The sequence below is a fragment of the Mesorhizobium sp. Primo-A genome (assembly GCF_003997175.1).
Lineage (GTDB): Bacteria > Pseudomonadota > Alphaproteobacteria > Rhizobiales > Rhizobiaceae > Mesorhizobium > Mesorhizobium ciceri.
The window spans coordinates 206,228-230,136 of record NZ_RZTG01000007.1; the positions used below are offsets into that span (position 1 = coordinate 206,228).

At 62.8% G+C, this 23,909-nt stretch carries 22 protein-coding genes; 10 read left to right on the forward strand and 12 right to left on the reverse strand.

Annotated features, from left to right (window positions below):
* The first annotated feature begins 58 nt into the window (after positions 1–58).
* The 8 genes from EOC83_RS14995 to EOC83_RS15030 all read left to right on the forward strand — a co-directional run bounded on the left by EOC83_RS14995 (position 59) and on the right by EOC83_RS15030 (position 10,793).
* Positions 59–2,086 carry a hydantoinase/oxoprolinase family protein gene (locus EOC83_RS14995; RefSeq protein ID WP_063167462.1) on the forward strand — a complete coding sequence of 676 codons (2,028 nt, stop codon included), beginning with the start codon at positions 59–61 and terminating at the stop codon, positions 2,084–2,086.
* Positions 2,087–2,089: 3 nt separating this feature from the next.
* Positions 2,090–4,057, forward strand: a complete 1,968-nt coding sequence (locus tag EOC83_RS15000; RefSeq protein WP_063167463.1) for a hydantoinase B/oxoprolinase family protein — start codon at positions 2,090–2,092, stop codon at positions 4,055–4,057.
* A 161-nt stretch (positions 4,058–4,218) separates the two neighbouring features.
* The gene (locus EOC83_RS15005) at positions 4,219–5,076 is read left to right on the forward strand and encodes an FAD binding domain-containing protein (RefSeq protein ID WP_063167464.1); all 858 of its coding nucleotides are present in this window, start codon (positions 4,219–4,221) and stop codon (positions 5,074–5,076) included.
* On the forward strand, positions 5,067–5,564 hold the full coding sequence (locus EOC83_RS15010; RefSeq protein ID WP_063167465.1) for a (2Fe-2S)-binding protein: 498 nt from the start codon (positions 5,067–5,069) through the stop codon (positions 5,562–5,564). The genes EOC83_RS15005 and EOC83_RS15010 overlap by 10 nt, the downstream gene beginning before the upstream one ends.
* Positions 5,557–7,905, forward strand: a complete 2,349-nt coding sequence (locus EOC83_RS15015) for a xanthine dehydrogenase family protein molybdopterin-binding subunit (protein ID WP_063167466.1) — start codon at positions 5,557–5,559, stop codon at positions 7,903–7,905. Before EOC83_RS15010 ends, EOC83_RS15015 begins: the two co-directional genes overlap by 8 nt.
* Before the next feature lie 12 nt (positions 7,906–7,917).
* On the forward strand, positions 7,918–8,649 hold the full coding sequence (locus tag EOC83_RS15020; RefSeq protein WP_063167467.1) for a LamB/YcsF family protein: 732 nt from the start codon (positions 7,918–7,920) through the stop codon (positions 8,647–8,649).
* 96 nt (positions 8,650–8,745) lie between these two features.
* Entirely contained in the window at positions 8,746–10,128 is a 1,383-nt protein-coding gene (locus tag EOC83_RS15025; RefSeq protein ID WP_063167468.1) for an aspartate aminotransferase family protein, read from the forward strand.
* The gene (locus tag EOC83_RS15030; RefSeq protein ID WP_063167469.1) at positions 10,125–10,793 is read left to right on the forward strand and encodes a nuclear transport factor 2 family protein; all 669 of its coding nucleotides are present in this window, start codon (positions 10,125–10,127) and stop codon (positions 10,791–10,793) included. Before EOC83_RS15025 ends, EOC83_RS15030 begins: the two co-directional genes overlap by 4 nt.
* Positions 10,794–10,902: 109 nt before the next feature.
* Here EOC83_RS15030 and EOC83_RS15035 read toward each other — a convergent pair whose 3' ends face one another.
* From EOC83_RS15035 to pxpA, 10 genes are all read right to left on the reverse strand, one after another.
* On the reverse strand, positions 10,903–12,096 hold the full coding sequence (locus EOC83_RS15035; protein WP_013533160.1) for an ABC transporter substrate-binding protein: 1,194 nt from the start codon (positions 12,094–12,096) through the stop codon (positions 10,903–10,905).
* 42 nt (positions 12,097–12,138) lie between these two features.
* Entirely contained in the window at positions 12,139–13,230 is a 1,092-nt protein-coding gene (locus tag EOC83_RS15040; RefSeq protein ID WP_063167470.1) for a branched-chain amino acid ABC transporter permease, read from the reverse strand.
* Between the two features lie 4 nt (positions 13,231–13,234).
* Positions 13,235–14,140, reverse strand: a complete 906-nt coding sequence (locus tag EOC83_RS15045) for a branched-chain amino acid ABC transporter permease (RefSeq protein ID WP_013533158.1) — start codon at positions 14,138–14,140, stop codon at positions 13,235–13,237.
* 1 nt (position 14,141) lies between these two features.
* Complete coding sequence (locus tag EOC83_RS15050; protein WP_013533157.1) at positions 14,142–14,876, reverse strand: ABC transporter ATP-binding protein; 735 nt, start codon at positions 14,874–14,876, stop codon at positions 14,142–14,144.
* Complete coding sequence (locus EOC83_RS15055; RefSeq protein ID WP_244514266.1) at positions 14,873–15,934, reverse strand: ABC transporter ATP-binding protein; 1,062 nt, start codon at positions 15,932–15,934, stop codon at positions 14,873–14,875. The genes EOC83_RS15050 and EOC83_RS15055 overlap by 4 nt, the downstream gene beginning before the upstream one ends.
* Positions 15,873–16,844: a biotin-dependent carboxyltransferase family protein gene (locus EOC83_RS15060; protein ID WP_063167471.1), complete on the reverse strand. Its 972-nt coding sequence runs from the start codon at positions 16,842–16,844 to the stop codon at positions 15,873–15,875. The genes EOC83_RS15055 and EOC83_RS15060 overlap by 62 nt, the downstream gene beginning before the upstream one ends.
* Positions 16,834–17,709: a carboxyltransferase domain-containing protein gene (locus tag EOC83_RS15065; RefSeq protein ID WP_013533154.1), complete on the reverse strand. Its 876-nt coding sequence runs from the start codon at positions 17,707–17,709 to the stop codon at positions 16,834–16,836. The genes EOC83_RS15060 and EOC83_RS15065 overlap by 11 nt, the downstream gene beginning before the upstream one ends.
* Positions 17,710–17,718: 9 nt before the next feature.
* On the reverse strand, positions 17,719–19,083 hold the full coding sequence (locus tag EOC83_RS15070) for an acetyl-CoA carboxylase biotin carboxylase subunit (protein ID WP_013533153.1): 1,365 nt from the start codon (positions 19,081–19,083) through the stop codon (positions 17,719–17,721).
* The gene (locus EOC83_RS15075; protein ID WP_013533152.1) at positions 19,083–19,316 is read right to left on the reverse strand and encodes an acetyl-CoA carboxylase; all 234 of its coding nucleotides are present in this window, start codon (positions 19,314–19,316) and stop codon (positions 19,083–19,085) included. Before EOC83_RS15075 ends, EOC83_RS15070 begins: the two co-directional genes overlap by 1 nt.
* Positions 19,317–19,382: 66 nt before the next feature.
* Positions 19,383–20,105, reverse strand: coding sequence for a 5-oxoprolinase subunit PxpA (gene pxpA, locus EOC83_RS15080; protein WP_127325952.1), 723 nt, complete (start codon positions 20,103–20,105; stop codon positions 19,383–19,385).
* A gap of 135 nt (positions 20,106–20,240) precedes the next feature.
* On the opposite strand from pxpA, the gene EOC83_RS15085 reads away from it, so the two are divergent.
* Positions 20,241–21,146 carry a LysR family transcriptional regulator gene (locus EOC83_RS15085; protein ID WP_013533150.1) on the forward strand — a complete coding sequence of 302 codons (906 nt, stop codon included), beginning with the start codon at positions 20,241–20,243 and terminating at the stop codon, positions 21,144–21,146.
* A gap of 204 nt (positions 21,147–21,350) precedes the next feature.
* Here EOC83_RS15085 and EOC83_RS15095 read toward each other — a convergent pair whose 3' ends face one another.
* Positions 21,351–21,503 carry a hypothetical protein gene (locus EOC83_RS15095; protein WP_244514267.1) on the reverse strand — a complete coding sequence of 51 codons (153 nt, stop codon included), beginning with the start codon at positions 21,501–21,503 and terminating at the stop codon, positions 21,351–21,353.
* Between the two features lie 357 nt (positions 21,504–21,860).
* Between EOC83_RS15095 and EOC83_RS15100 the strand changes: the two genes are divergently transcribed.
* A complete protein-coding gene (locus EOC83_RS15100) occupies positions 21,861–22,460 on the forward strand; it encodes a TetR/AcrR family transcriptional regulator (protein ID WP_063167472.1) in 600 nt (199 codons plus the stop codon).
* Between the two features lie 250 nt (positions 22,461–22,710).
* Here EOC83_RS15100 and EOC83_RS15105 read toward each other — a convergent pair whose 3' ends face one another.
* Positions 22,711–23,850, reverse strand: a complete 1,140-nt coding sequence (locus tag EOC83_RS15105; protein WP_063167473.1) for an alpha-hydroxy acid oxidase — start codon at positions 23,848–23,850, stop codon at positions 22,711–22,713.
* Positions 23,851–23,909 lie beyond the last annotated feature (59 nt).

A 23,909-nucleotide genomic window follows, 5' to 3' on the forward strand; every position in this document is an offset into this window, starting at 1 on the left:
CCCGGCAAGGGGCGACGAAGGCGGGGCTTTGCCCGCAAGACCTTGCGAAGGAACTGTCATGAGCCGAATCAGAGTTGCCGTCGATGTCGGAGGGACTTTCACCGACATCTGCATCATGGACGAAGACAGCGGAGCGATCCGCATCGAAAAAACCGCCTCCACGCCTGACGATCCCATGCAGGCCATCATGAATGGCGTGGAGCAGGGGCGCATCGATCTTTCGGAGGTAACGATGTTCTCTCATGGTACGACGGTCGCCACCAATGCGCTGATCACCCGCCGTCTGCCGCGCACCGCAATGGTCTGCAGCGAGGGTTTTCGTGACGTTGTAGAGATCCGTCGCGCCAACAAGGAAGATCTCTGGGACACCTACAAAGATGTCGCCAAGCCCTATATCCCGCGCCGCGACCGGCTGACCGTCCGGGAACGGGTCAGTGCCGAGGGCACGATCCTGGAAGCGTTGGACGAAGAGGCCGCGCGCCGTGTCGCGGAGATTCTCAAGAAACGGCAGGTCAAGTCCATCGCCGTCTGCTTCATGAACTCCTATGTGAACGGCGCCAACGAGCGCCGCATGCGTGAGATCCTGAAGGAGGCAATGCCGGATCTGCCGGTCTCGATCTCCTCGGAGGTGATGCCGGAAATCTTCGAGCACGAACGTTTTTCCACCACCATGGCGAACGCCGTCTGCGCCCCGGTCGTCGTCGACTACGTGTCGCGTCTCGGAGAAAAGCTTGCCGACGCCGGATACAAGCGAGATCTCCTGTTGCTGCACAGCGGTGGCGGGGTCATGACGCCCGCGAGCGTCAAGGATTTCTCAGCCCGGCTCGCGGGATCCGGCATCGCCGCCGGCGCCATCGCAAGCCGCTTCATCGGAAATCTCTGTGGCTACCCGAACTCGATCGGCTTCGACATGGGCGGCACCAGCACCGACGTCTCGCTGGCCTGGAACGGGGAGTCGCGCATCACAAAGGACTGGTACATCGAATTCGGATATCCGATCCGCTTCCCCTCCATCGAGGTATTGACCATCGGTGCGGGCGGCGGGTCGTTGGCATGGCAGGACGAGGGCGGCAGCTTGCGCAACGGGCCGCAGTCCGCTGGCGCCTTTCCAGGTCCGGCCTGCTACAAGAATGGCAACCTCATTGCCACCAACACCGATGCCAATGTGGTGCTCGGCCGTCTCGGCACCAGCCTTGCGGGCGGCAAGATCACGCTCGACCCCGCTCTGGCCGCCGAGGCGGTTCAGGAGACGGTAGCGGAACCCTTCGGCATGGAACTCCACCAGGCGGCCGAGGCGATCATCGCCGTCGCCAACGCCAATATGGGCAATGCCGTCCGGCTTCTCTCCATCAGCCGAGGCTACGACCCGCGCGACTTTGCGCTGGTCGCATTCGGCGGTGCTGGCGCTTTGCACGGAGCGGCGGTGGCCAAGGAGCTTTCGATTCCAACCGTGATCGTACCGCCCAATCCCGGCGTTACCTCCGCGCTCGGTTGCCTTCTCGTCGACGTGCAGCACGATTTCTCCGAAAGCTTCATGGCCGATGCTTCGACTGTCTCGCCCGCCGAGATGCAGGCAGCCTTTGTTCTGATGGAAAAACAGGCGGTTGAGCGTCTGGGCCATGAGGGCGTGGCGCAGGAAGACATGGCGCTGCAGCGCACGGTCGAGATGATGTACCAGGGCCAATGGCGCTCGCTCGCGGTGTCAGCCCCGGCGCGGATCGAGAGCATCTGCCCGCTGATCGAGGCATTCCACAACGAACACGAACGCGAGTTCAACTACCGCCGCGAAGAGGCGCCGGTGTCGATCTTCCGCATCGCGGTCAAGGCGATCGGCATCGTCCCGAAAGCCGAGATACCGCGACACGAAGTCTTGCCTCATGTGCCCGAGCCGCTCGGCCGCCGCGGCGTCTGGTTCGACGGCGTATCTCATGATGCGGCTGTCTATGAACGCGACCAACTCAGCGCCGGCGCTGCCTTTGCGGGACCCGCCATCGTCGAACAGTTCGATTCCACCACCGTGGTTCCGCCGGGAATGAGCGCGACCGTCGATGGCTTCCTGAACATTCTCATCGTGACGAAAGGCTGAGACATGACAAAGCTGATTGAAACGGGCCCTGGCCTCGATCCGGTAACGTTCGAGGTGCTGAAGAACTCCTTCATCACCACCGTCGACCAGATGGCCGAACAGATGCTTCGCACCTGCTATTCCTTCGTCATCTACAACCGAGACTTTTCGAACGCCCTGCACGACGCCGATGGCAACTCCGTCGCCCAGGGCAACTACGACATCGCGGTCCATGTCGGCACACTGCACAACACGTGTAAGGAAGTGATCCGGGTCTTCGAAGGCGATATGGCACCCGGCGATGTCTACGCAATCAACGATCCTTATGCCGGCGGTACGCATTTCAGCGACGTTCGGCTCGTCCGGCCGATCTTCGATGAAGACAAACTGATCGGCTTCTCCCAGTCGAACGGACACTGGTCGGATCTCGGCGGCTCGGTGCCGGGCTCCTTCGACGTCACCGCCCGCGACATGTTCCGCGAAGGGCTGCGGATAACGCCGCTGCGCCTTTTCCAGCGCGGCCGCTTCTGCTCCGATGTTGCCAACATGATCGCGGCCAACACGCGCGATCCCGCATCGATCATTGGCGACATCCATTCCCAGGCGCAAGCGACGCAGGCGGCCGAGCGCGAACTGCTGCGGCTGGTCAAGAAGTACGGGCGCGGCCAGGTCATGCGCGGTATGGAGGAGGTTCAGGACTACGTCGAACGTGCCGTGCGAAAGCGTCTGGCGGAGCTGCCCGACGGCACCTGGGAGACGGTCGACTACATCGACCGGGATCTCGGTGCCGGCGAGGGCATGATCCCGATCCGCATCAAGATGACGATCAAGGGCGACACGATCCACTACGATTTTACGGGAAGCCACTCGACCATTGCCTCGATGTATAATTCCGCACCGGGCGCGACCTTCTCGGCCGTGGTCGCCGGCATGAAAACCTTCTTTCCGGACCTCCCGCTCAACAGCGGGTTTTACCGGATGATCGAGGTGACCGCGCCGAAGAACAGCATCGTCAGCGCGGAATGGCCGGTGGCGGTGACCGGGTTCCTGATGCCGTTTGAAAAGATCATGAACGCGATCTTCGAGATGTGGTCGAAGATCATGCCCGAACGCGCTATCGCCTGCGCCTTCAACCTCGAATATCTGCTGGCCGGGGGACGGGATGCGCGCAAACCCGAAAAGCCGATCTTCATGTTCTACGAATGGCTGCCTGGCGGCTGGGGCGGGCGCAACGGCAAGGATGGTGCCGATGTCACCACCGCCTGCTTCGGAACCGGGCTGATGTCGCAGCCGAACGAAGGCAACGAGCGGGTCAATCCCACTCGGACGCTCGAGTTCCAGATCAAGCAGGATTCAGCCGGGCCCGGCAAGTGGCGGGGCGGCGTCGGCGTGCAGAAGACCTCATTGCTGCTTGAGGCTGAAAATGCCGTCATGTCCTATATTTGCGACCGCGAGCGTGCTGTCGTCTGGGGTGTCGAAGGAGGCCTGCCGTCGATGCCCCACGGCTTGACCATGAAGCGCGCCGGAGAAGAGACCGAGATCTGGCTCGGCTCCGTATTCTCCGATTACTCCGTCCACACAGGCGACCAGTTCGCTCGTCCGACGGCCGGCGGCGGTGGTTTCGGCGATCCACTGCAGCGCGAGCCCCGCAAGGTGATGGAGGACGTGATCGACGACTACGTTTCCCTGGAGCGTGCCAGGACTGACTACGGTGTGGTGATCCGCGAAATCGACCGCGACCTGTGCCAGTACGAAATCGACGAGACGGCGACCGAAGCCTGCCGTACCGACATCCGGGCGAAACGGAAGGGCTGGGCACGCATGGATCCCGAGGAGGTCGCGCGCAAATACCGCTCCGGCGAGATCGATACGCTCGATGCGGTTCGGCACTATGCCGTGATCCTCGACTGGGAGACCGGCGAACTACTTCCCAAAACCACCGCCCAGTTCCGGGAGAGTTTTGAGAAACGGACCGTCACCCACTGGGTCTGAGCGCCAGCGAGCGCGCCGCAATCTTGCGGGCGCTCGCGGGATGCCAGAGTTATCTGTTTTTTCGATACCATATTCAAAGAATTACTATTTCACAGGAACCTAAAGCTGGAGCAACAATGTCGCAGCGCCGCGAAGGTTGGCTGCTCCGAGGGGTATGACAGATGGCACCAGGCGTGGGACGATCGTTCACCGCGGCCAGCACACTTGAAGAGGCAATGGCAGCACGCCGGCAGGGCGCGGTGGTGCTTGCAGGCGGCACCTGGATGATGCGTGATCCCCAACGCGGGGTCGACCTTCCCGACGCGGTGGTCGCACTCGACCGAATACCGGCCTTGTCCAAGGTCGAAATCGACTCGGACCATGTCGTGATCGGCGCAGCTGTTACCCACGCAGTCCTTGGCCGCGCATTGCATGGGGCAGCGGGCTTCGAAGGTCTGGTTGACGCGGCGGAGAACGCGGCCAATCCCGGTATCCGAAGGGTCGCCACCGTGGGCGGTAACCTTTGTGCCCTCGACTTTGCCGCCGCCGATCTCGCCCCTGCGCTTCTCGTCTGTGAGGCGACGGTGGAGCTGGAGACGTTCGAAGGCCCAAAACTCATCGGTATTTCGGATTTCCTCAAAGACAGGCATGCGCTGCTGGCAGAGGCGATTGTGACGAGAATTCATCTGCGCCGCGACCTTGTCGCAAGCGCGCATATCCGCCTGCCGCTTCGGAAGGCTGGCGACTATCCGGTCGCCGTCGTCTCGCTTGCGGTGGACAAGGACAAACGATGTCGCATCGCCGTCGGCTCGGTGGAGCCGGTAGCGCGGCGCTGGACGGCGCTCGAACAGGCGATGAGGGCAAGCCAGGCCTCCGCGCTCGATCCGGAGCGCGCTGCCGGGCTTGCACTAGAGCACAATGATTTTCAGGGCCGCGACGGCAGGGAAGCGGAGGGTTGGTACCGGCGCCAGGTTCTTCCGCCGCTGGTCAAGCGCGGTGTTGCCGCACTTCTCAAGACCGAGGGCCTGGCATGGTTGTGACATTCCAGCTGAATGGCGAGGACTGCAGCTTTCACGGCGATCCGATGACGCCGCTCGTCGACATCTTGCGGCGGGAACGATTCCTGACGGGGACCAAAGCCGTGTGCCGCGAAGGCTTCTGCGGCGCCTGCACGGTGCATGTCGACGACGAAGCGGTGCCGTCCTGCCTGAAGCCGATTGGCCTGGTCCAGGGGTGCGCGGTCACGACCATCGAGGGATTGAGCTCCGGAAACCAGGCGCTGCATCCGCTCCAGGCCAATCTAGAGGCCGCCGATGCCGTGCAATGCGGCATGTGTTTTCCAGGAATGGTTATGAGCCTTTCGGCGTTCGTGCGTGACAATCCGCATGCGAGCCGTCCCGACATCAAGGCCGCGATGGTCGGCAACATCTGCCGCTGCACCGGATATGAGCGGATCGTCGACACCGTGGCCGACTGCCTTGACCAAGCGCGGAAGGCTGGCCAGTCGGTGGGAGGCCTCCATGTCTGAGCTGTCCGCCACCGTGATGAATCTTCCCCGCCGCGATGCGCAGGACAAGCTGCGCGGGCGGACGAAATACACCAACGACCGGGTTCGCCCCGACATGTTGCATGCCGTGCTGCTGCGGTCGACCGTTTCCGCGGGGCGTATCCGCAAGCTCGACCTTTCGGCGGCACTTCGCTGTCCTGGCGTGCGCGCGGTGGCGACCGGCGCCGACGCGCCAGGCCTCTACGGCATCGGCATTGCCGACCATCCGCTCCTGGCCATCGACACCATCCGCTATCACGGCGAGCCGATCGCCGTCGTTGCCGCCGAAACGGAGAAGCAGGCGCGGGCGGCGCTTGCCGCCATCATGCTTGAGGTCGAGCCGCTGGTACCGGTGTCCACCATGGCCGAGGCACTCCAGCCCGCCGCCCGTCTCGTCCACGAGGGCTGGCGCGGCTATGAGGTGATCACCGAGGGCGGCGCACGTGCCGGCAACATCGCATGGGAGGCAAAATCCAGCCGCGGCGACGTCGATGCGGCCTTCGCCCGTCCCGACATACGCATTGTCGAGAGCAGCTTCACCGTCGGCCGGCAGAGCCATGTGCCTTTCGAACCGCGCGTTGCCATCGGCTCCTGGGAGGACGGCCGTGCTCACATCCAGACCTCGACGCAGGTGCCTTGGACAGTTCGCAACGTCACCGGAAGGGTCATGCAGCTTGCGCCCGGGCGTGTGCGGGTCACCGTGCCGCCTGTCGGAGGCGGGTTCGGCCTGAAATTCGATGCGTCCATCGAGCCGATCACGGCACTTCTGGCGCGGATGACCGGGCGCACGGTGGTCCTGGAAAACACCCGGCAGGAAGAGATGGCAACCTGCCTCTGCCGCGAGAATGCGGAAATCCGCATTCGCTCCGCTGTCACCGCCGAAGGATACATCGCCGGACGCGAGGCGGTCGTGCTGATGGACTGCGGCGCGTATGGCGGCGAACAGGTTTTCCTGACAACGATGACGGCGCACACGCTGGGCGGCAATTACAGGGTTGGCGCAACGCGGCTCGTCAGCCGCGCCGTATACACCAACACACCACCCAACGGCGCTTTCCGAGCTTGCAACGGCGTCTACAACACCTTCGCGTTGGAGCGACACACCGACGAAATCTGCGATGCGCTAGGCTTCGACCCAATGGAGTTCCGGAAGAAAAATGTCCTGGGAGATGGCGATCTCGGTGCCACGGGGCAGGTTTTCGAGGCCGACGTGCTGGGTCCGATGCTCGATCGCATGGAGACACTGCGCGCCAGCACCGGTACATCAGAGGCCGAGGCCGACGGCAGGCTCTATGGAATTGCGACCACGGTCGGCACATGGTTCGTTTTCGTCGGGCCTTCGGCGGCGACGGTGAATTTGAACGCCGACGGCAGCGCAACGCTGGTCACCTCGGGTGTGGAGATCGGATCCGGCACGATGGTGCAATCCCTGCCGCAGATCGTGGCTGGGCAGCTCGGGCTTGCTCCCGACCAGGTGATCGTGCGCGAAGCCGATACGGATGCCGCCGGTCTCGATGTCGGCGTTGGCGGTGGGCGCACCACCGTGTCCATTGGTGCCGCGAGCATCGCCGCCTGCGCGGAAGTGCGGGAGAAGCTGCTTCGGACCGCCGGCGAGATGCTCCAGACCCGACCGGAAGACCTGGTGCTGCGGGACGGTCGTGTCGAGATCACGGGACGTCCCGGTTCCGGCATGTCGATCCCCGCTGTCGTCGCCCATGCACAGGCAACCACTGGCCCGATCACCGGAAGCGGGGCCTTTGCCGCCAGGAACACTCCGGCAATGTCCGGCTGCGCGATGGGGCATTTCATCGATGCGCTCGACATTCCCGTCTTCGTCGTTCACGAGGCCGAGGTGGCGGTTGATCCGGACACCGGCCATGTCGAGGTGCTGGCCTATCGCGTAGTTCAAGATGTCGGCCGCGCGCTCAACCCGCGCGCCATCCTGGGCCAGATACAGGGCGGCGTGGTACAGGGGCTCGGCTATGCGTTGCACGAGGAGGTGACGCTCACCGCCGACGGATGCATCGCGCAGGACGATTTCGAGACTTATCGCCTGCCGCTGGCGCAGGATGTGGTTCCGGTCGCCGCCGACCTTTACGAGGGCGCGCCGTCGATGGGGCCTCTAGGCACCAAGGGTGCGGGCGAGGTCCCGATCCTGGCGGTGGGCGCGGCGATCGGCTGCGCTGTGGCACGCGCCATCGGCAAGCCGGTGCGGCAGCTGCCACTGACGCCGCCGCGCGTGCTTCGACTGCTGCATGAGCGCGAACCACCGCCGGAATTCCCGCACATCGCCCCCGGCTGGGCGTTGAACACTCTGGGCTGAGGCAAGTAAACCATGGTCACCCTGAACTGCGACATGGGCGAAAGCTACGGCAACTGGCGCTTCGGTGACGATGCCGGCATCATGCCTCATATCGATTGCGCCAACATCGCCTGCGGCTTCCACGCCTCCGATCCATGGACGATGCTGAAGACCGTGCGGCTCGCCCTTTCGCATGGCAAGCGGGTCGGCGCGCATCCCTCCCTTCCCGATCGTGAGGGGTTCGGCCGGCGCGAAATGAGACTTCAGCCGGAGGAACTGACAGCTGCCTTCCTCTATCAAATCGGTGCTCTGACAGGGATGCTGGCCGCCGAGGGCGGGCAACTCAGCCATGTCAAGCCGCATGGCATCATTTACGGCATGGCCGCGCACGACGTCGACACTGCCCGGGCAATTGCCGCGGCGGTCAAGCCGTTCGGCGTCCCTCTCTTCGGCATGGCGGGAACCTGTCACGAGACGGCGGCAGCCGAACTCGGCGTTGCCTTCGTGGGCGAGTTCTTTCCCGATCTTGCCTACGCTCCCGGCGGCAGCCTGATCATCCCGCGCGTCCAGTCGGCCATCGACCTGACGCTTGCCGAGCACCGCATGATGGGGGCGCTTACTCGAGGCGAACTCGTCACGACAGACGGCACGATCCGCCCGGTCGACTTCGACACCGTCTGCATCCACTCCGATCCGCCGAATGCGCGCGACGTCGCCGCGCTGATGCGGCGGATCATCGACACTCATTCCAACGGCCTGCCATGATTCATTCTCCCGAATCGTGAAAGCTCCACGCAAGGGACTCGAGGACTATCTCGAACTCACTGCCCGAACCATTTCTCCAAGCCGCTGAGGACTTCCATGGATGCGCTTTCCAACTCTCTCGCCGCCGCCGACATCGCCACCACCATGCACCCCTACACCAACCTGCGTCAGCACGAAGAAACCGGGCCGCTGATCATCAGCCGCGGCGACGGCATCCGTGTGTATGACGAACGCGGCAAGGAATACATCGAAGGGCTGGCCGGGCTCTGGTCGGTGGGCGTCGGCTTTTCGGAAAAGCGGTTGGCCGACGCTGCCTATCAGCAAATGCTGAAGCTGCCCTACTACCACACCTTCTCCTCCAAGGCGCATGAGCCATCCATCCGGCTCGCGGAGAAACTCGTGGAGATGACGCCGGAAAACCTGACGCGTGTCTTCTTCACGTCGTCGGGCTCGGAAGCCAACGACACCATCGTCAAGATGATGTGGTTCATGAACAACGCGCTGGGCCGGCCAAAAAAGAAGAAATTCCTGGCACGGACCAAGGGCTATCACGGCATCACCGTCGCCTCCGGCAGCCTGACAGGCTTGCCGGTCAACCATCGCGACTTCGATCTGCCGGCCATTCCCGTTCGCCACCTGACCTGCCCGCACTTCTATCGCTTCGGCATGGCAGGCGAAGACGAAGCCGCCTTCACGGCGCGCCTGCTCGCCGAGCTGGAAGCGGTGATCGCCGAAGAAGGGGCTGACACCATCGCAGCCTTCATAGGAGAGCCGCTCATGGCAGCCGGCGGCGTTCTGCCACCGCCGGTCGGGTACTGGGAAGGCGTGGAGAAAATCTGCCGGGCAAATGATATCATTCTGATAGCGGACGAGGTGATCTGTGGTTTCGGGCGGCTTGGTACGCCCTTCGGCGCTCAGAAATACGGCTTCACGCCTGATATCATGACGGTCTCCAAGCAAATCACGTCGTCTTATATGCCGCTTGCCGCCGTCATTTTCTCCGATGCGATCTATCAGGCGATCGCCGACAACACCGCCACGATCGGCAATTTCGGCCACGGCTTCACGGCGTCAGGTCATCCGGTCGCGACGGCAGTGGGTCTCGAAAACCTGGCCATCTTCGAGGAGCGGGACCTGATCGGAAACGCGGCCCGCCTCGAGACGTCGTTCCAGGCCGGCATCCGCTCATTTGCCGATCACCCGCTTGTCGGCGAAGCGCGGGGCACCGGTCTTATCGGCGCCGTTGAGCTGGTGGCAGACAAGGCGACGAAACGCCCCTTCGTCAAGGTTGGGCGCGCAGGGGGTATCGCAGCAGGCTTCGGCCACGAGGAAGGCCTCATCTTCCGCGCCATCGGCGATCAGCTCGCGCTCTGCCCGCCGATGATCTCGACAGAAGACGATGTGAAAGAAATCATGACGCGCATGGGCCGGACGCTTGAGCGCCTGACCGGTGCGGTTGCCAAGGAGGGACTTGAATGACCCGCATGAAAGCCGAACCGGTCGTCCATATCGACGACGAACGCTTTCGGGTCACCGAATGGCGCTTTGCCGCCGGGGCCGAGACCGGCTGGCACATCCATGGCCATGACTACGTCATCGTGCCGCTTACGGACGGCAAGCTCGGTCTCGAAGGCCCGGACGGCGCGCAGTCGCAAGCCGCCCTCACTCAAGGGGTGCCCTATTCGCGGCGGACGGGTGTGGCCCACAACATCATCAATGCCGGCGATGCGCCGCTGGCCTTCCTGGAGGTCGAGGTCGTTGAGGCCGGCGATCTCGCAGCCAGGCGGCTCGCCGTGCTTGACCGGTTCCTCGCTGCCTGGAACGCTCGCGATGTGGGCGCGCTGATGGACTGCATGGCTGAGAATTGCGCTTTCCACGGCTCGGCCGGACCCGATGCCGAAGGGCGCAAGCATATGGGGCGTGACGCCGTGCGCGCCGCCTATGCAGCGCTGTTCGATGCTTTCCCGAAGGCCGCGTGGACCAGGGGACGGCACGTCGTGACGGGCGACACCGGGCTTTCATCATGGCGCTTCGTCGGCACCACGGCAGCGGGGCAGCAAATCGAAGTCGACGGCTGCGATATCTTCGCTTTCTCGGGGGAGCTCATAGCGCTCAAGGATTCCTACCGCAAAGCGCGAGGGTAGCGAAAATCTGAATTCATCGGGCGACGAAGGGCGGTCCAAGCGGGCCGCCCTCGTTTTTTGTCCAAAGGCAAGATCCTACGAAAGGGCCGGGCTTACCCGGCCCATCTTCTTACTTGAGCAAGGCTTCCATCGGTACCGGCTCGGAAATCGTCCAGTTGCCTACAACACCCGGCTTGCCGGCCTTGGTCTCGACGATCAGGTACCGCGTCTGGTTCTGGTGATGCAGTTCCGGCGTGAAGGTACGAGGCCCGAACAGCGTCGGCTCGTTCTTCATCTTCTCCAGTTCCGCGACGACGGCGTCGGCATCGGTCGTGCCTGCACGCTCCACCGCCTTGGCCCAGACGTCGACCATGACGTAACCCGGAAAGACATACTGGCTCGAGGGATCGGCGCCTGTCTTCGCCTTGTAGGTGGCATTGAACTTCAGCACTTCCGGATTGGGATCGTCGCCATAGATCGATCCCTGAACGGGGACGTAGAAGTTCGTCAGATCGGGCACAGCGGATAGCCAATAGCTACCGTCGACGCCCGAGCCATTCAGGATCATGGAGTTGATGCCCGCGGCACGAAGCTGCTTGATGGCCGAAACAGCGCCCGGCATCATTGTGCAAAGCATGATCGCATCCGGCTCCTTCGGCAGAGACTTGATGCGGGTGATCTGCGCGGCGATGGAGGCGTCCTCGTTCTTGAAGGTGTCTTCACCGACAAGCTTCGCGCCCTGGGCTTCGAGCTTCGGCATCATCCAGTCGAAGCCGTCGCAGATGCCCTTGTTGTAGGCCGTCCAGGTATCGAGCAGACGGTAGAAGTCCTTTGCGCCTTTTTCCTTGAATGCCCACTCGGCCATGGTCGCGCCCTGCACGGGCGCCAGCACCGACGCGGAGAAGCTGTGCGGGCCGACACCCTGGATACCGGCCTTGACCGATTCCGCGCACAGGAAGAAGGAGATACGGCCCGCGTCCTCGGCCGCGAGCGCAGCCGGCGATCCGAAGTCGTAGTCGCACGAGACGACCACGAGATCCGCGCCCTGGTCGAGCACGGAGAGGCCCGCCTTGGCGCCTTCGGCCCGGTCGGACTTGGTGTCGGCCTTGACGACCTTGATCTGCTTTCCAAGCAGACCGCCAGCCGCATTGATCTCGTCGATGCGGATCAAGGCCGCCTCCTGCGCAGGCTTGTCATAGGCTTCCATGAAGCCCGACTCCGCAGTGGCGAAGCCGATGACGATGGTCTTGTCATCGGCCAGGGCCGGGTATGCGATGGACATCGAGGCCAGAGCGGTTGCGACAATTCTCATTTTGTATGTCATGCACGTCTCCTTTTTGTTTTCCGGTCGGGCTTGTGCCGCCGGTCACTTGTTGCGACTGCTGCGGGGTAAGGTGATCTCGCGGTTGCCCATGAGTCCGGATGGGCGAAGCGCGAGGATCACGATCATGATGACGCCGAGGGCTATTTCCTGAACCCCTTTCGGGAGGGCGAAAGTGGACTCGCCGAGCGATACGCCTGCCTCCAGCCAGCGCAGCGCCTGGATAAGGGCGGACAGCAGGACGACACCCACCACACCCCCCGACAGGCTGCCCATGCCGCCGACGACGAGCATGGAAAGGGTGATGAAGGTGAGACCGAGATAGAATGTGTCGGGTGTGACCACGCCGATGGAATGAGCCATGAGCGCACCGCCCAGCCCCATCACCGCGCCTGATATGACGAATGCCACCAATCTTTCCCTGGGAATGTCGATACCGGAAGCCGCGGCGGCGGTGGGCTCGTCGCGGGCAGCACGAAGGGCCAGGCCGGACCGGGAGATCGCGTGCGCCCAGGCGATGAAGATCGCGACCACGGCGCCGATGAGATACGGCCAGATCACGCGTACGATCGGAATGCCGACGACCGATGAGGTCGCTCCGGTCACGCTCTCCCAGTTGGAATAAATTGTGTTGATCATGGCGAGCATCGCGAAGGTCGCGATCGAAGCCGCGATGCCCGATAATCGCATCAGCACCCGCCCGAAGATGAGAGCGGCGAGGGCGGCGAACAATGCTGCCAGCATAGCCGATTGCCAGTACGGCAATCGGGTCGCCAGCAGCCATTCGGGCAGTCCCGGCAGCGAACCGCGTTTCATCATCGGATTGATGGTGAGCCACGCGGCCGCGTAGGCGCCAAGGCAGGTGAAGCCGATATGCCCGAAGCTGAGAACGCCCGAATTCCCGATAAAGATGTATAGGCCCACGACGAGGATGACACGGACGAACACGTCGATCACCGTCTGGTTGAAGGGCCGCGATCCGGTCATCACCGTGATCAGCGCGATGGCCAGCAGCAGCAGAGAAAGCAGGACCGGTGTCAGGATTGTGCGGCGGGCAAGCGCGAAGCGGGCGGGCTTTCGCTCGGCAGCCGGGGCACCGGCAGCGGTAGAGTTGGTGAGGGAGGCGACGACACCCATGAAATCAGATCCTTTCCTTGGTGCCGCGCGCGGCAATAAGCCCCTGTGGGCGGAAGAGGAGGACGAGGATGACCGCTCCATAGACAAAGGCATCGCGGAATGGCCGGGCGTCGATGGGCAGCATGACTTGCATGATCACCGAGGCGGCACCCAGCAGGAAGCCGGCGAGCACGGCTCCCCCGAGGCTGCCGAGGCCGCCAATGACGGTGGCGATGAAGGCCATCAACATGATCGAGGCGCCCATCTGGATGTCCAGCGTGCCTGTCTGGGCGCCAAAGATCAGTGCAATGGCGGCGGCCAACGCGCCGGAGAGGGCGAACGCGCCCATGATAACCCGGTTCGCACGCACACCCAGCATTCGGGCCATCGAGAAGTTCTCGGCCGCCGCCCGCATCTCCAGGCCGAAGCGGGTTTGACGCAGGAACAGTGTCAGGCCGATCAGGATGACCATCGTGGCCACGATCGTTATGAGCTGGAGGAGGGGAAGCCTGGCACCAAGGATCTCCACCGGCTGGGACAGTTCGGGCAGCAGCGAGATCGATTTCGGCCGACTGGAGAAAAGCATGAGCAGGAAGTAGCGAATGACGAAACCGAGCGCGAAGGAGGCGATCATCATGGTTGCCGGATTTGCCTGACGGAACCGCCTGAAGACGACGATTTCGCACAGCACCGACAGCCCGGCCCCGCAGAGGAGCACGAATGGCAACAGCAGGTACCACGGCAATTGGCCGGCGAAGACGATGGCCATTGCGTCCGTAGACGGCCATAACAGGGCGAAGACGCAGAAGGCGATGACGTCGCCATGCGCGAAGTTCACGAGCCGCATGACGCCGAAGATGAGGGCAATGCCGAGCGCCCCGAGCGCGTAGAGCGAACCAAGCGAGAGTGCGTCGAACAGGATCTGAAGCATCTCAATTGTCCTCGTAGCCGAAATAGGCAGCCTGGATCGCCTCGCCATTGCCGAGCGTCCGCGCGTCGCCATCGAGCACGATCTGTCCGCCACGCATCAGGATCATCCGCCCGCCCACCATCATCGCCCGGGCCGAGCTCTGCTCAACGATCAGGAGCGTGAGCTGGCGCTGCGCACGCAGCGCGATCAGCCGCTCGTAGACCTGGTCGTTGATGTTGGGGGCGAGGCCCAGTGAAGGCTCGTCGATGGCTACAAGCCGCGGATTGGTCATCAGCGCGCGGCCGATGACCAGCATTTGCTGCTGCCCGCCGGACAGCAATCCCGCCTGCCCGTGCCGCCTCTCTTTCAGCATCGGGAAGGTTGCGTAGACGGCTTCGAGTTCGTCGGCCGCTCGGCTGCGCCAGCCGCGTTCGCGGGCGTGCATGCCGGTTCCGACCAGAAGGTTCTCTTCGGTCGTCAGCGAGCCGAAGACATCGCGCCCCTCCGGCACCATGGAGAATCCGAGCCGGGCGATGTTCTCCGGCGCCTGGCCGGTGATCTCATGACCTGCAAGGTCGATCCGGCCGCCCGCCACCGGCGTAACACCGGCGATCGCGCGCAGCAGCGAAGACTTCCCGGCTCCGTTCGGGCCGGTGATGAACAGGATTTCTCCCTCGTCCATGGAGAAGGAGACATTGCGGACCGCCGTGAGACGGCTGTAGCGGATGGTGATGTCGGAAAGGGCGAGCAGGCTCATTCCATCGCCTCCAGCACAGGCAGGTCGGTGTTCGCGGCCGTGCCCATATAGGCGTGGCGCACCTTCTCGCTGTCGCGGATCGCGGCAGGCGGTCCTTCCTCGATAATCGCTCCGGAATCGAGCACGACGATATGCTGGCAAAGGCCGAGCACCAGCCCGACATTGTGCTCGATGAGCAGGACACCACAGCCGAGATCGCTGGCGATGTGTCTTATCAGGGCGGAAAGCTCCCGCGCCTCCAGTGCGCTCATGCCAGCCGCGGGCTCGTCGAGCAGGATGTATGCGGGCCGTCCCATCAGGGCGCGGCCAATGGCGACGCGGCGCTCGTCCGTGTATGGCAACGTTCCGGCGATGCGGGTACCCAGCGCACCGATGCCTATCCAGTCGAGCATCGCTTCCGCTTCGGCGATGGCAGCGCGCCGGCTCATTCCCAGGCCAACGCCGGTCACTTCCAAATTGTCCAACACAGGCAGGTCGCGGAAGAGCCGCCCACCCTGAAAGGTGCGGGCAATGCCGCGCCGCCGGACCTGATGCGGCTTGAGACCCGTGAGTGCTTCCCCGTCGAGCTTGATGGTGCCTTCCGTCGGTGCCTGGAAGCCGGTCAGCACGTTGACGAGCGTGGTCTTGCCAGCGCCATTCGGGCCGATGAGGCCACTGATGCGGCCGGGCGTAATTTGGAGGTCTACCGATGACAGGGCCTTCAGCCCCGCAAACGATACCGAGACGTTCTCCGCGCTCAGATGACTCATGACCCTTTCCTTCTTTCTACCGACGGAAAGGCGCGAAGCATCCGGCCTTGCGGCCAGCCACGTTGCAAATGTCTTCCCCTGTCGGTTCCGGCGGTCTCTAGCGGACTGCTCGGGTGCCAAATTCACGCCGTTGCCCGGCGTCGTCTTGTCGTTTCGCGCACCGGATTTTGTCTTCCGCCACGCGCGGTCGGTTTTGGCCGGCCGATCTCCTCGCCTCCGGCTCCTCCGCCGGCATTCCCGGCTGACGTCAGCCGGCCAGATGCCCTTCAGCACGCGCCAGCGCGGCGCGCTGTTCGGTTCGCGCGGCAAGCGCGTCTTCCAGCGTCACCGGGACGAAGCGCGCCGGGGTGTGCGGCTGGAGCTGGGCGATAAGGTCCATGTCGGCCGATATCACCACGCCCAGCATCATATACCCGCCACCCGAAACCGCGTCCCGGTGAAGAACGATCGGCTCAGTGCCACTCGGCACCTGGACGGATCCGTAAGGATAGCAGGCATCGACGATGTTCGAGGGGTCGGAGCCCGCACCGAAAGGCTGCTCGCGCTCGACGAATTCCAGCGGCGTTCCGCCGCGGAAGCGATAGCCGATACGGTCGGCTTCGGGCGCGACCTTCCAGGTTTCCTCAAAGAACCGATTGCCGGCAGCCTCAGTGATCCGATGCCAGTATATGCCGGGAAGCATTCTGAGTTCCGCCGGACTATTGCGCGCGCGGCGCAGATTTGCAGGCAGTGAAAGACCGGCTTTGCCGGAACCTTCGCCGAGGGGAAGCTCATCGCCCGCTTTCAGCGTGCGGCCCTGATGGCCGCCAAGCGCGCCCAGAATGTAAGTCGAGCGCGAACCGAGAACCACGGGTACGTCGATGCCGCCGGAGACGGCCAGATAAGCGCGCGCGCCGCCCTTGAGGAAGCCGAAAGAAAGTCGGTCACCGGCCTTCACCGGAAAACTTTCCCACGTCGACCGTTCCTCGCCATTGAGTTTGGGTGGGAGCTCTCCACCTGTGACGGCGACGACCGCGGATTGGGTGAATTCGAGTTCGGGACCCATGAAAGTGGCTTCGAGCACCGCGGCACCCGGATCGTTGCCGACAAGCAGGTTTGCGATGCGTGTCGCAAAGCGGTCCATGCCGCCGCCTTCTGGAATGCCGACATGATAGTGGCCGGGTCGGCCAAGGTCCTGCACGGAAGTGGAGAGGCCGGGAGAGATTACCTTAACGGCCATTGATAAGCTCCATCAGCTTTGCATTGGTGCCGTAAATGTCGCTGTTGAAATCCTTCAGGCTGAAGGTGCACTCGCGAACCGTCGGCTGCCACCGATTGGCTTCGATTTCCTCAAGCGTGGCGTCGTAGTCATCGCGGCCAATGGCCTTGAACTTGACGATATCGCCTGGCTTGAACAGGCACATGTCATCGGCGAGGTAGCGCACCTTCCTGGTCGGGTCGTAGATCGGGGCCGGGGTTATGCCATACATCTGGTAGCCGCCAGCGCCGCGTACCGAATAGATCGCTGCAAAGCAGCCGCCATGGCCAATGGTGAGCTTGGGAGTGTCGGTGCGTGGACGCAAGTATTTCGGCGCCTGAATCTGTTTCTTGCGCTCAACCATCTGGTACAGGAAGGGCAGTCCGGCGACGAAGCCGACCATCGATACGAACCAGGGCTGGCCGGAATAGGCCTCGATAAACTCTTCCACCGTGGCGTAGCCGTTGATGCGTGCCGAATATTCAAGATCGGTGGAGGAGGGGTCCTGATGGCGCTCGCGGAAGCGCAGGCAGGTTTCACGCGTCCATGGATCCTGGAAATAAACCGGCAGTTCGATGATCCGGGTCTTCAGCACCGGGTCCGACTTCGAGGCGGCCTCTTCCATCGACTTCAGTTCGCTGAGCAAATCCTGCGGCTTGACGATGTCGGGGTTGAAGCGAATCTGGAAGCTGGCGTTGGCTGGGCAGATCTCGGTGACGCCTCGGATGCCTGCCGTACGCACCGCATTGGTCATCGAAAGGCCGGTAAAGAAGGAGGTGAGCGACATTTCTTCGGACACCTCGCCGAAGATATGTTCGTCACCGCCGAAGTTGAATCGTATCGACATCGGTCCTCCTTAACCCGCCAATGCTGCGGCGTTTTCGATGAGCCAGCCTTCCAGCCAGCGGGTATGCACGTCTCCCGCCCGCATCGCCGGATCGGCGGCCAGCGCAAGAAACAGCGGCTTGGTGGTCTTGAGCCCGCCGATCTTCAACTCGTTGAGCGCGCGGATCAGGCGCACTATCGCCGCCTCGCGCGTCTCTGCATGCACGATCAGCTTGGCAAGCAGCGAGTCATAAAAGGGCGGCACCTGATAGCCTTGATAGAGCATCGAATCGAAGCGTACGCCCGGACCGCCGGGAATGCGAAGCTCGGCCACCTGCCCGGGGAATGGAGCGAACTCCTTCGCCGGGTCTTCGGCATTGAGCCGGACTTCGATCGCATGCCCTTTGACGGAGACATCGCTTTGCCGGATCCGCAGCTTCTCGCCGCCGGCGATGCGAAGCATCTCCGCAACGAGGTCGATGCCGGTGATCGCTTCGGTGACCGGGTGCTCGACCTGGATACGGGTGTTCATCTCGATGAAGTAAAAGCGGTCTGCTTCATCGTCGTAAAGATACTCTACCGTGCCGGCACCAGAGTATTTGACCGCCTTGGCCAAGGCGACCGCTGAAGCGCAGAGCTCTTCGCGCAGCCTGTCTGAAAGTGCGCGCGACGGCGCCTCCTCCCAAACCTTCTGGCGTCGCCGCTGCAGCGAGCACTCCCGCTCGTAGCAGTGGATGGCATCGCTTCCGTCTGCCAGCACCTGCACCTCGATATGGCGGGCCTTGCCGATCACCTTTTCCATGTAGAGACCACCATCGCCAAAGGCGGCGAGGGCTTCTGCTTCGGCCTGAGGAAAGGCTTGTTCGAACTCGGCAAGCGAGTTCGCGATGCGGATGCCCCGCCCGCCGCCGCCTGCCGCCGCCTTGATCATCACCGGAAAACCGGTTGCGGTCAGCACCTCGTGGCCAGCCTCGAGGCCCTCGACCCGGCCAGCCGAGCCTGGCACGACGGGGACACCTGCAGCGGCAGCGGCCGATCGCGCCGAGACCTTGTCTCCCATCATCCGGATCGCATCTCCCGACGGGCCGACGAAGACCAATGCAGCGCCTGTGACCGCGTCGGAAAACGCGGCATTCTCGGCAAGGAACCCATAGCCTGGATGAACACTGTCGCAACCGGTGTCGCGGGCAGCCTTCAGAATTGCTTCGACATTGAGATAGGACTTCTTTGCAGCTGGTGGGCCGATGTTGACCGCTTCGTCCGCAAGCTGGACGTGGAGCGACTCGGCGTCTGCGGCCGAATACACCGCCACGGTGGCGATCCCCAGATCTTGCGCGGCCCGGATGATCCTGACCGCTATCTCGCCCCGGTTGGCAACCAGAAGCTTTTTCAGCATCAGTCGAGATCCGCAATAGGTGCGCCGGCCATGATGGGATCCTCATTGTCGGCAATGAAGCGGATGTTCGTACCGGCCGTCTCGGCCCTCACTTCGTGGAACGACTTCATCACTTCGATGAGACCGATTACGTCTCCGGCGGACACCGCGTCGCCATCCGCCTTGTATGGCGGCTGGTCTGGCGAAGCGCTGCGATAAAAAGTGCCGGGAAGAGGTGAAAGAATCTGGGCCATAAAAAGCTCCGGAAAACTGCGGACAGACTAATCTGGAACCGCCCGCGCGGGCGGGTTCGGTCGAGTTCAGTGCCAGGGGGCGATTGCGGTGCGCACGGCCCGGGCTATTTCGATGGCGTTCGGCGTATCGGAATGCACGCAGATGGTTTCGCAGCGTACAGGGAAGAAACTGCCGTCCTCTGCCGTGCCCTCGCCCTCCCTGATGGCGCGTACGCACCGCTCGGCCATCTCTGCGGGGTCCTTGGCGTCATGAACGCGTGTCAAGATCAGCTTGCCGGAGGCATCGTAGTCGAGATCGGCATAGAACTCAGCGACAAATGGGATACCGCGCTCTTGATAGATCTTCTCATGCAGGGTGCCCGTCATGCCGAAGAGGGGTACGCCGAAAATCTCTGCCGCGTCGCACACGCCATGGGCTATTGCCTCCTGCTGCATGGCCATGAAGTAGAGGCTGCCATGCGGCTTGATGTGGTGGAGTTCCACACCCTCGGCCTTGAGGAAGCCGGCAAGCGCTCCCACCTGGTAAATGATGGTGTTTCTGACTTCTTCGCGGGTCATCCGCATCTCGCGCCGGCGGAAACCCTGAATGTCGGGCAAGCCTGGATGGGCGCCGATCTTTACGCCACTCGCCTTGGCGCTGCGGACGGCGGTGTGCATGTGATCCGGATCGGAAGCGTGAAAACCACAGGCGACATTGGCAACGTCGATGATGGGCATCATGCCCATATCATCGCCAACCTTGTAGAGGCCAAAGCTTTCGCCCATGTCGCAGTTTAGCGTCACCGCCATCACATTGTTACCCCTCGAAGCTGCCGTCTTTGCGGCGTTGCAGCATTTTTTGCGCATGCGAGGGCATTTGTGAAATAGTAGTTTATTGATTGTCATATCAAAAAAACAGATAATGGTTCTGGGCCAGGGCGCACCATGACCATCACCTTGAAACAGCTGGATTATTTTATCGCGACCGCCGAGAGCGGACAGGTCAGTCATGCCGCGGTGGAACTCAACATCTCGCAATCGGCGGTCACTGCGGCGATAAAGACGCTTGAGGCTGACCTGGGCGTACGGCTTTTGGAGCGTAACCACGCTGGCGTAAGACTGACGATGGAGGGCGCGCGGTTTCTTGAACATGCGCGTGTTATCACCGGGGCCGTCGCTGCCGCCGTCCGAAGCCCGTTGCGCGATAGGAAAGGCCTGGCGGGCAAGCTGCGGCTGGGCATGACCTACACGGTCGTCGGCTACTACATGTCGCGCCACTACGCGCGCTTTCGAAAGACCTATCCCGAGATCGAGGTCGAGGTGCTGGAACTGCCCCGAGACGCTCTCGAAAGCGGGTTGATGTGCGGGGACATCGACATGGCCGTGATGCTGGTGTCGAACCTGGAGCACACCAAGGAGTTGGCGCAGGAGGTCTTGATGCGGTCGAACCGCCGGCTCTGGCTTTCGGCTGATCATCACCTCCTCGCGCGGCAGGAGATCAGCCTCGCCGATGTGGCGGCGGAAGATTATGTCATGCTGACGGTTGACGAGGCACGCACGACGGCCGCCCGTTACTGGGATGCCGCGGGCCTTTCGCTCCGCGCCGTCCTTACCACCAGTTCGGTCGAGGCCGTGCGGTCGCTCGTGGCTGCCGGCATGGGGGTCACTGTCCTGTCCGACATGGTTTACCGCCCCTGGTCCTTGGAGGGGCAGCGCATCGAAGTGCGCGGGCTTGTCGAGCCCATCCCCACTATGGACGTTGGCCTTGCCTGGTCGCGTGACAGATCAATCGAACCGGCGGCTGCGGCCTTCCGGGCCTTTATGTCCGTAACCATGGGCGGCGGCGGCTAACCTCCTGCCGCCAGTCAGGCGCTATGGCTGGTTGAGCAGCGGAGCATGCCGCGCGCAGGAGCTGATGCCTCGCATCATCAAGGGGGATTTCACCTTTGTCGCAAATTACCTCGTCATCGTCGTCCCTCAGGTTGCTCCCGACAAACAGAAGGAATTCTTGGACAGTCTTATTGGTCCACCTCGGACCGGAACCGGAGAAGTTTCTCATCGGCGGGCGGTGACTTCACGGTTGCGGGCTACGATCTGCTCGTGGCGGAGGGGAGGCGTCGCCTCGATGAAGCCCTTGATCAGCGCGTCGCGAATTCCGGGTGCGCGCGCCTTTTCCGCCGTGGACAGCGCATCCTGAAGATCAGGCAACGTCAGTTCCGTGCAGTAGGCGGGCGTGCCCGGTTGCTCAGCGCATGGTGCGCGGATCTATTCCGTATTGAGCGGACATCCAGAGGGTCGCGCAGGGCGGTGCTGCCGACGGAGCAGTCCGCCTCGAAACTCGTATAGCTCGCGGCATCTACTGACGGCGCGCGCCAGGCGCCAGGCAGGTTGCGGTGCCCGTTGTCCGGATGCATGCCGGTATCATCTGCCTGATCATCGTGTCCTCGTTTCGCTCGCTAATGCCGACCTGTTAGAATAATCGACCGGGGGCTATATGGAGACTCTCTCCGATTCGGCTTTTAGATACGGAGAGTGTCTCCGGTATTCAAGGGTTCAAGGTCAGTAATGTCGCAATTTTCGGTCGCGTCAGCCCTGCGCAGGGACGCGCAGCATAATCGGGCGCACATTCTCGAGGTGGCGCGACAAGCGTTCGGCAACGACAGTGTTGACGTTTCGATGGATTCTATTGCGAAGCTGGCGGGCGTGGGAGCAGGGACGCTCTACCGCCATTTTCCAAACAAAGACGCCCTGCTGGCTGCGCTGTTAGTTCTTCATTATGAAGGCCTCGACCATCGTCGCGTTGAAATCGAAGCCGGGGAGAGCGATGCAGGCCGCGCACTCGAACTCTGGGTTGAAGCTCTCGGCGACTGGATGCTGGCTTATGAGGGCTTGCCTGAACCGTTACGGGCGGCTTGCCGAGTAGAATCCCCGCTGACGCCGACCTGCCATGCTGTCATCGCGACGACGGAGCGAATCCTGAAGGCTGCACAGGACGAAGGGCTTGCACGACGGACGATGACCGGGCGCGACATCTTTTTCGGGGCACTGGCGATCGCTTGGGCGAGCGGCGCAACGGCAGCGGGCGAAGACATCCGCAACGTGCTTCGCGACATTCTGAAGAACGGGTGGATGGAACCGAAAACAGCACCGGGCGGCCGACCTTAGTCTGCCTATCCGACTGTGCAGCCTCTCGAATTTAATCACGACCGCCGCTAGCGGGTGTGCATCAAACAAGTGCTCTCTGACAGGCGGCCGCTGGGCTTGGGAAGGAGCGGCGTGTGAGGGCGGCAATTGGTCGGCCGCCCGCAGCCGCTTGCACAACCGCGATAGCAAAACCTTGGCATGATGAGGAAGAATATTGGACGAGCGGGGGTTTTCTGTACCTCTTGACCAAGCGTGAGCACTCGTCTTGGCGCTATGCTATCATTTCTGATCCCGCTTCCTGAAAACGGGGGATCCCGCAGAGCCTGAGGCAAGTCACCACTTCGTCCAGGATGATATCCAGTGCCTTGGCCACGCCGGGCTCGCCAGCCACGGCGCCGAACAGGGCGGCCCGGCCGATCGCCGCGACGGTGGCGCCGCGTGCCTTGGCCTTGACGATGTCCGTGCCCGTGCGGATACCGGAATCGATGAGGATCGGGATTTGGGCGCCAAGTGCCTGACGGATAGCGGGCAGGGCATCGATGCTCGATACAGCACCGTCGAGCTGGCGGCCTCCATGGTTGGACACCCAGATGCCATCGGCACCAGCCGCCACCAGTCGCGACGCATCGCCCGGGTGCAGGACGCCCTTGACCAGCAGCCGGCCTTTCCACCAGTCGCGGATCTGGCGGAAATCGTCCCAGTCGAAACCTGCATGGAGGCTGCCGCCAACACGCGCGGCGATCGTCAGGCCGGCGCTGTTGTCACCGAGATAGCCGCGGACGTTCTCGAACTGGGGCAGACCGCCGCGCAGCAGGCGCAGCGACCAGCCAGGATGAAGCATGCCTTCCCAGAGATGCCGGGCCGAAGGCCGCAGTGGGATAGATATGCCGTTCCTAAGATCCTTTTCGCGCTTGCCACCGGCTTGCAGATCAACGGTCACCACCAGCGTCGAATAGCCAAATTCTTCCGCTCGCCTCACCAACTGGCGATTGAAGTCGAAATCCTTGAGCACATAAAGCTGGAACCACAGCGGCCCCTGTACGGCTCGCGCCATGCCTTCGATGCTGGCCGTGGCCATGGTGGAGAGCGTGTAGGGGATGCTGCGAGCGGTTGCCGCCCTCGCGATGGCAATGTCGGCTCCGGGCCTGACCAGCGCGCAGGAGCCCATCGGGCTGATCACCAGCGGTGTTGGCAAGGTCTCGGACCAGAGCGTCGTGGAAACGTTCGGATGCGAAACATCGGTAAGCACGCGCGGCAAAATTCTGATCTTTTCGAAATCGCTTCGATTGGCTTTGAGGGTGAGTTCTTGCCCCGCCCCGCCATCGATGAATTCGAAGACGGATTTCGGCAGACGACGACGGGCAAGCGTGCGAAAGTCCTCGACCGAAACCTGGCGATCGAGAGCGCCCATCTCAGGTCTGGACCCTGTGCCGGCCGGCGATGAAGAATATCCGGCGCATGAGCGTCTGG

What these genes read in the sequence shown, in the direction of transcription:
- EOC83_RS15075 (WP_013533152.1), bottom strand. Translation starts at nt 19,316, where the DNA reads ATGGCCCAGATTCTTTCACCTCTTCCCGGCACTTTTTATCGCAGCGCT.
- EOC83_RS15020 (WP_063167467.1), top strand. Translation starts at nt 7,918, where the DNA reads ATGGTCACCCTGAACTGCGACATGGGCGAAAGCTACGGCAACTGGCGC.
- pxpA (WP_127325952.1), bottom strand. Translation starts at nt 20,105, where the DNA reads ATGGCGGTGACGCTAAACTGCGACATGGGCGAAAGCTTTGGCCTCTAC.
- EOC83_RS15065 (WP_013533154.1), bottom strand. Translation starts at nt 17,709, where the DNA reads ATGTCGATACGATTCAACTTCGGCGGTGACGAACATATCTTCGGCGAG.
- EOC83_RS15010 (WP_063167465.1), top strand. Translation starts at nt 5,067, where the DNA reads ATGGTTGTGACATTCCAGCTGAATGGCGAGGACTGCAGCTTTCACGGC.
- EOC83_RS15040 (WP_063167470.1), bottom strand. Translation starts at nt 13,230, where the DNA reads ATGGGTGTCGTCGCCTCCCTCACCAACTCTACCGCTGCCGGTGCCCCG.
- EOC83_RS14995 (WP_063167462.1), top strand. Translation starts at nt 59, where the DNA reads ATGAGCCGAATCAGAGTTGCCGTCGATGTCGGAGGGACTTTCACCGAC.
- EOC83_RS15025 (WP_063167468.1), top strand. Translation starts at nt 8,746, where the DNA reads ATGGATGCGCTTTCCAACTCTCTCGCCGCCGCCGACATCGCCACCACC.
- EOC83_RS15035 (WP_013533160.1), bottom strand. Translation starts at nt 12,096, where the DNA reads ATGACATACAAAATGAGAATTGTCGCAACCGCTCTGGCCTCGATGTCC.
- EOC83_RS15005 (WP_063167464.1), top strand. Translation starts at nt 4,219, where the DNA reads ATGGCACCAGGCGTGGGACGATCGTTCACCGCGGCCAGCACACTTGAA.
- EOC83_RS15030 (WP_063167469.1), top strand. Translation starts at nt 10,125, where the DNA reads ATGACCCGCATGAAAGCCGAACCGGTCGTCCATATCGACGACGAACGC.
- EOC83_RS15100 (WP_063167472.1), top strand. Translation starts at nt 21,861, where the DNA reads ATGTCGCAATTTTCGGTCGCGTCAGCCCTGCGCAGGGACGCGCAGCAT.
- EOC83_RS15050 (WP_013533157.1), bottom strand. Translation starts at nt 14,876, where the DNA reads ATGAGCCTGCTCGCCCTTTCCGACATCACCATCCGCTACAGCCGTCTC.
- EOC83_RS15070 (WP_013533153.1), bottom strand. Translation starts at nt 19,083, where the DNA reads ATGCTGAAAAAGCTTCTGGTTGCCAACCGGGGCGAGATAGCGGTCAGG.
- EOC83_RS15015 (WP_063167466.1), top strand. Translation starts at nt 5,557, where the DNA reads ATGTCTGAGCTGTCCGCCACCGTGATGAATCTTCCCCGCCGCGATGCG.
- EOC83_RS15105 (WP_063167473.1), bottom strand. Translation starts at nt 23,850, where the DNA reads ATGGGCGCTCTCGATCGCCAGGTTTCGGTCGAGGACTTTCGCACGCTT.
- EOC83_RS15060 (WP_063167471.1), bottom strand. Translation starts at nt 16,844, where the DNA reads ATGGCCGTTAAGGTAATCTCTCCCGGCCTCTCCACTTCCGTGCAGGAC.
- EOC83_RS15085 (WP_013533150.1), top strand. Translation starts at nt 20,241, where the DNA reads ATGACCATCACCTTGAAACAGCTGGATTATTTTATCGCGACCGCCGAG.
- EOC83_RS15000 (WP_063167463.1), top strand. Translation starts at nt 2,090, where the DNA reads ATGACAAAGCTGATTGAAACGGGCCCTGGCCTCGATCCGGTAACGTTC.
- EOC83_RS15045 (WP_013533158.1), bottom strand. Translation starts at nt 14,140, where the DNA reads ATGCTTCAGATCCTGTTCGACGCACTCTCGCTTGGTTCGCTCTACGCG.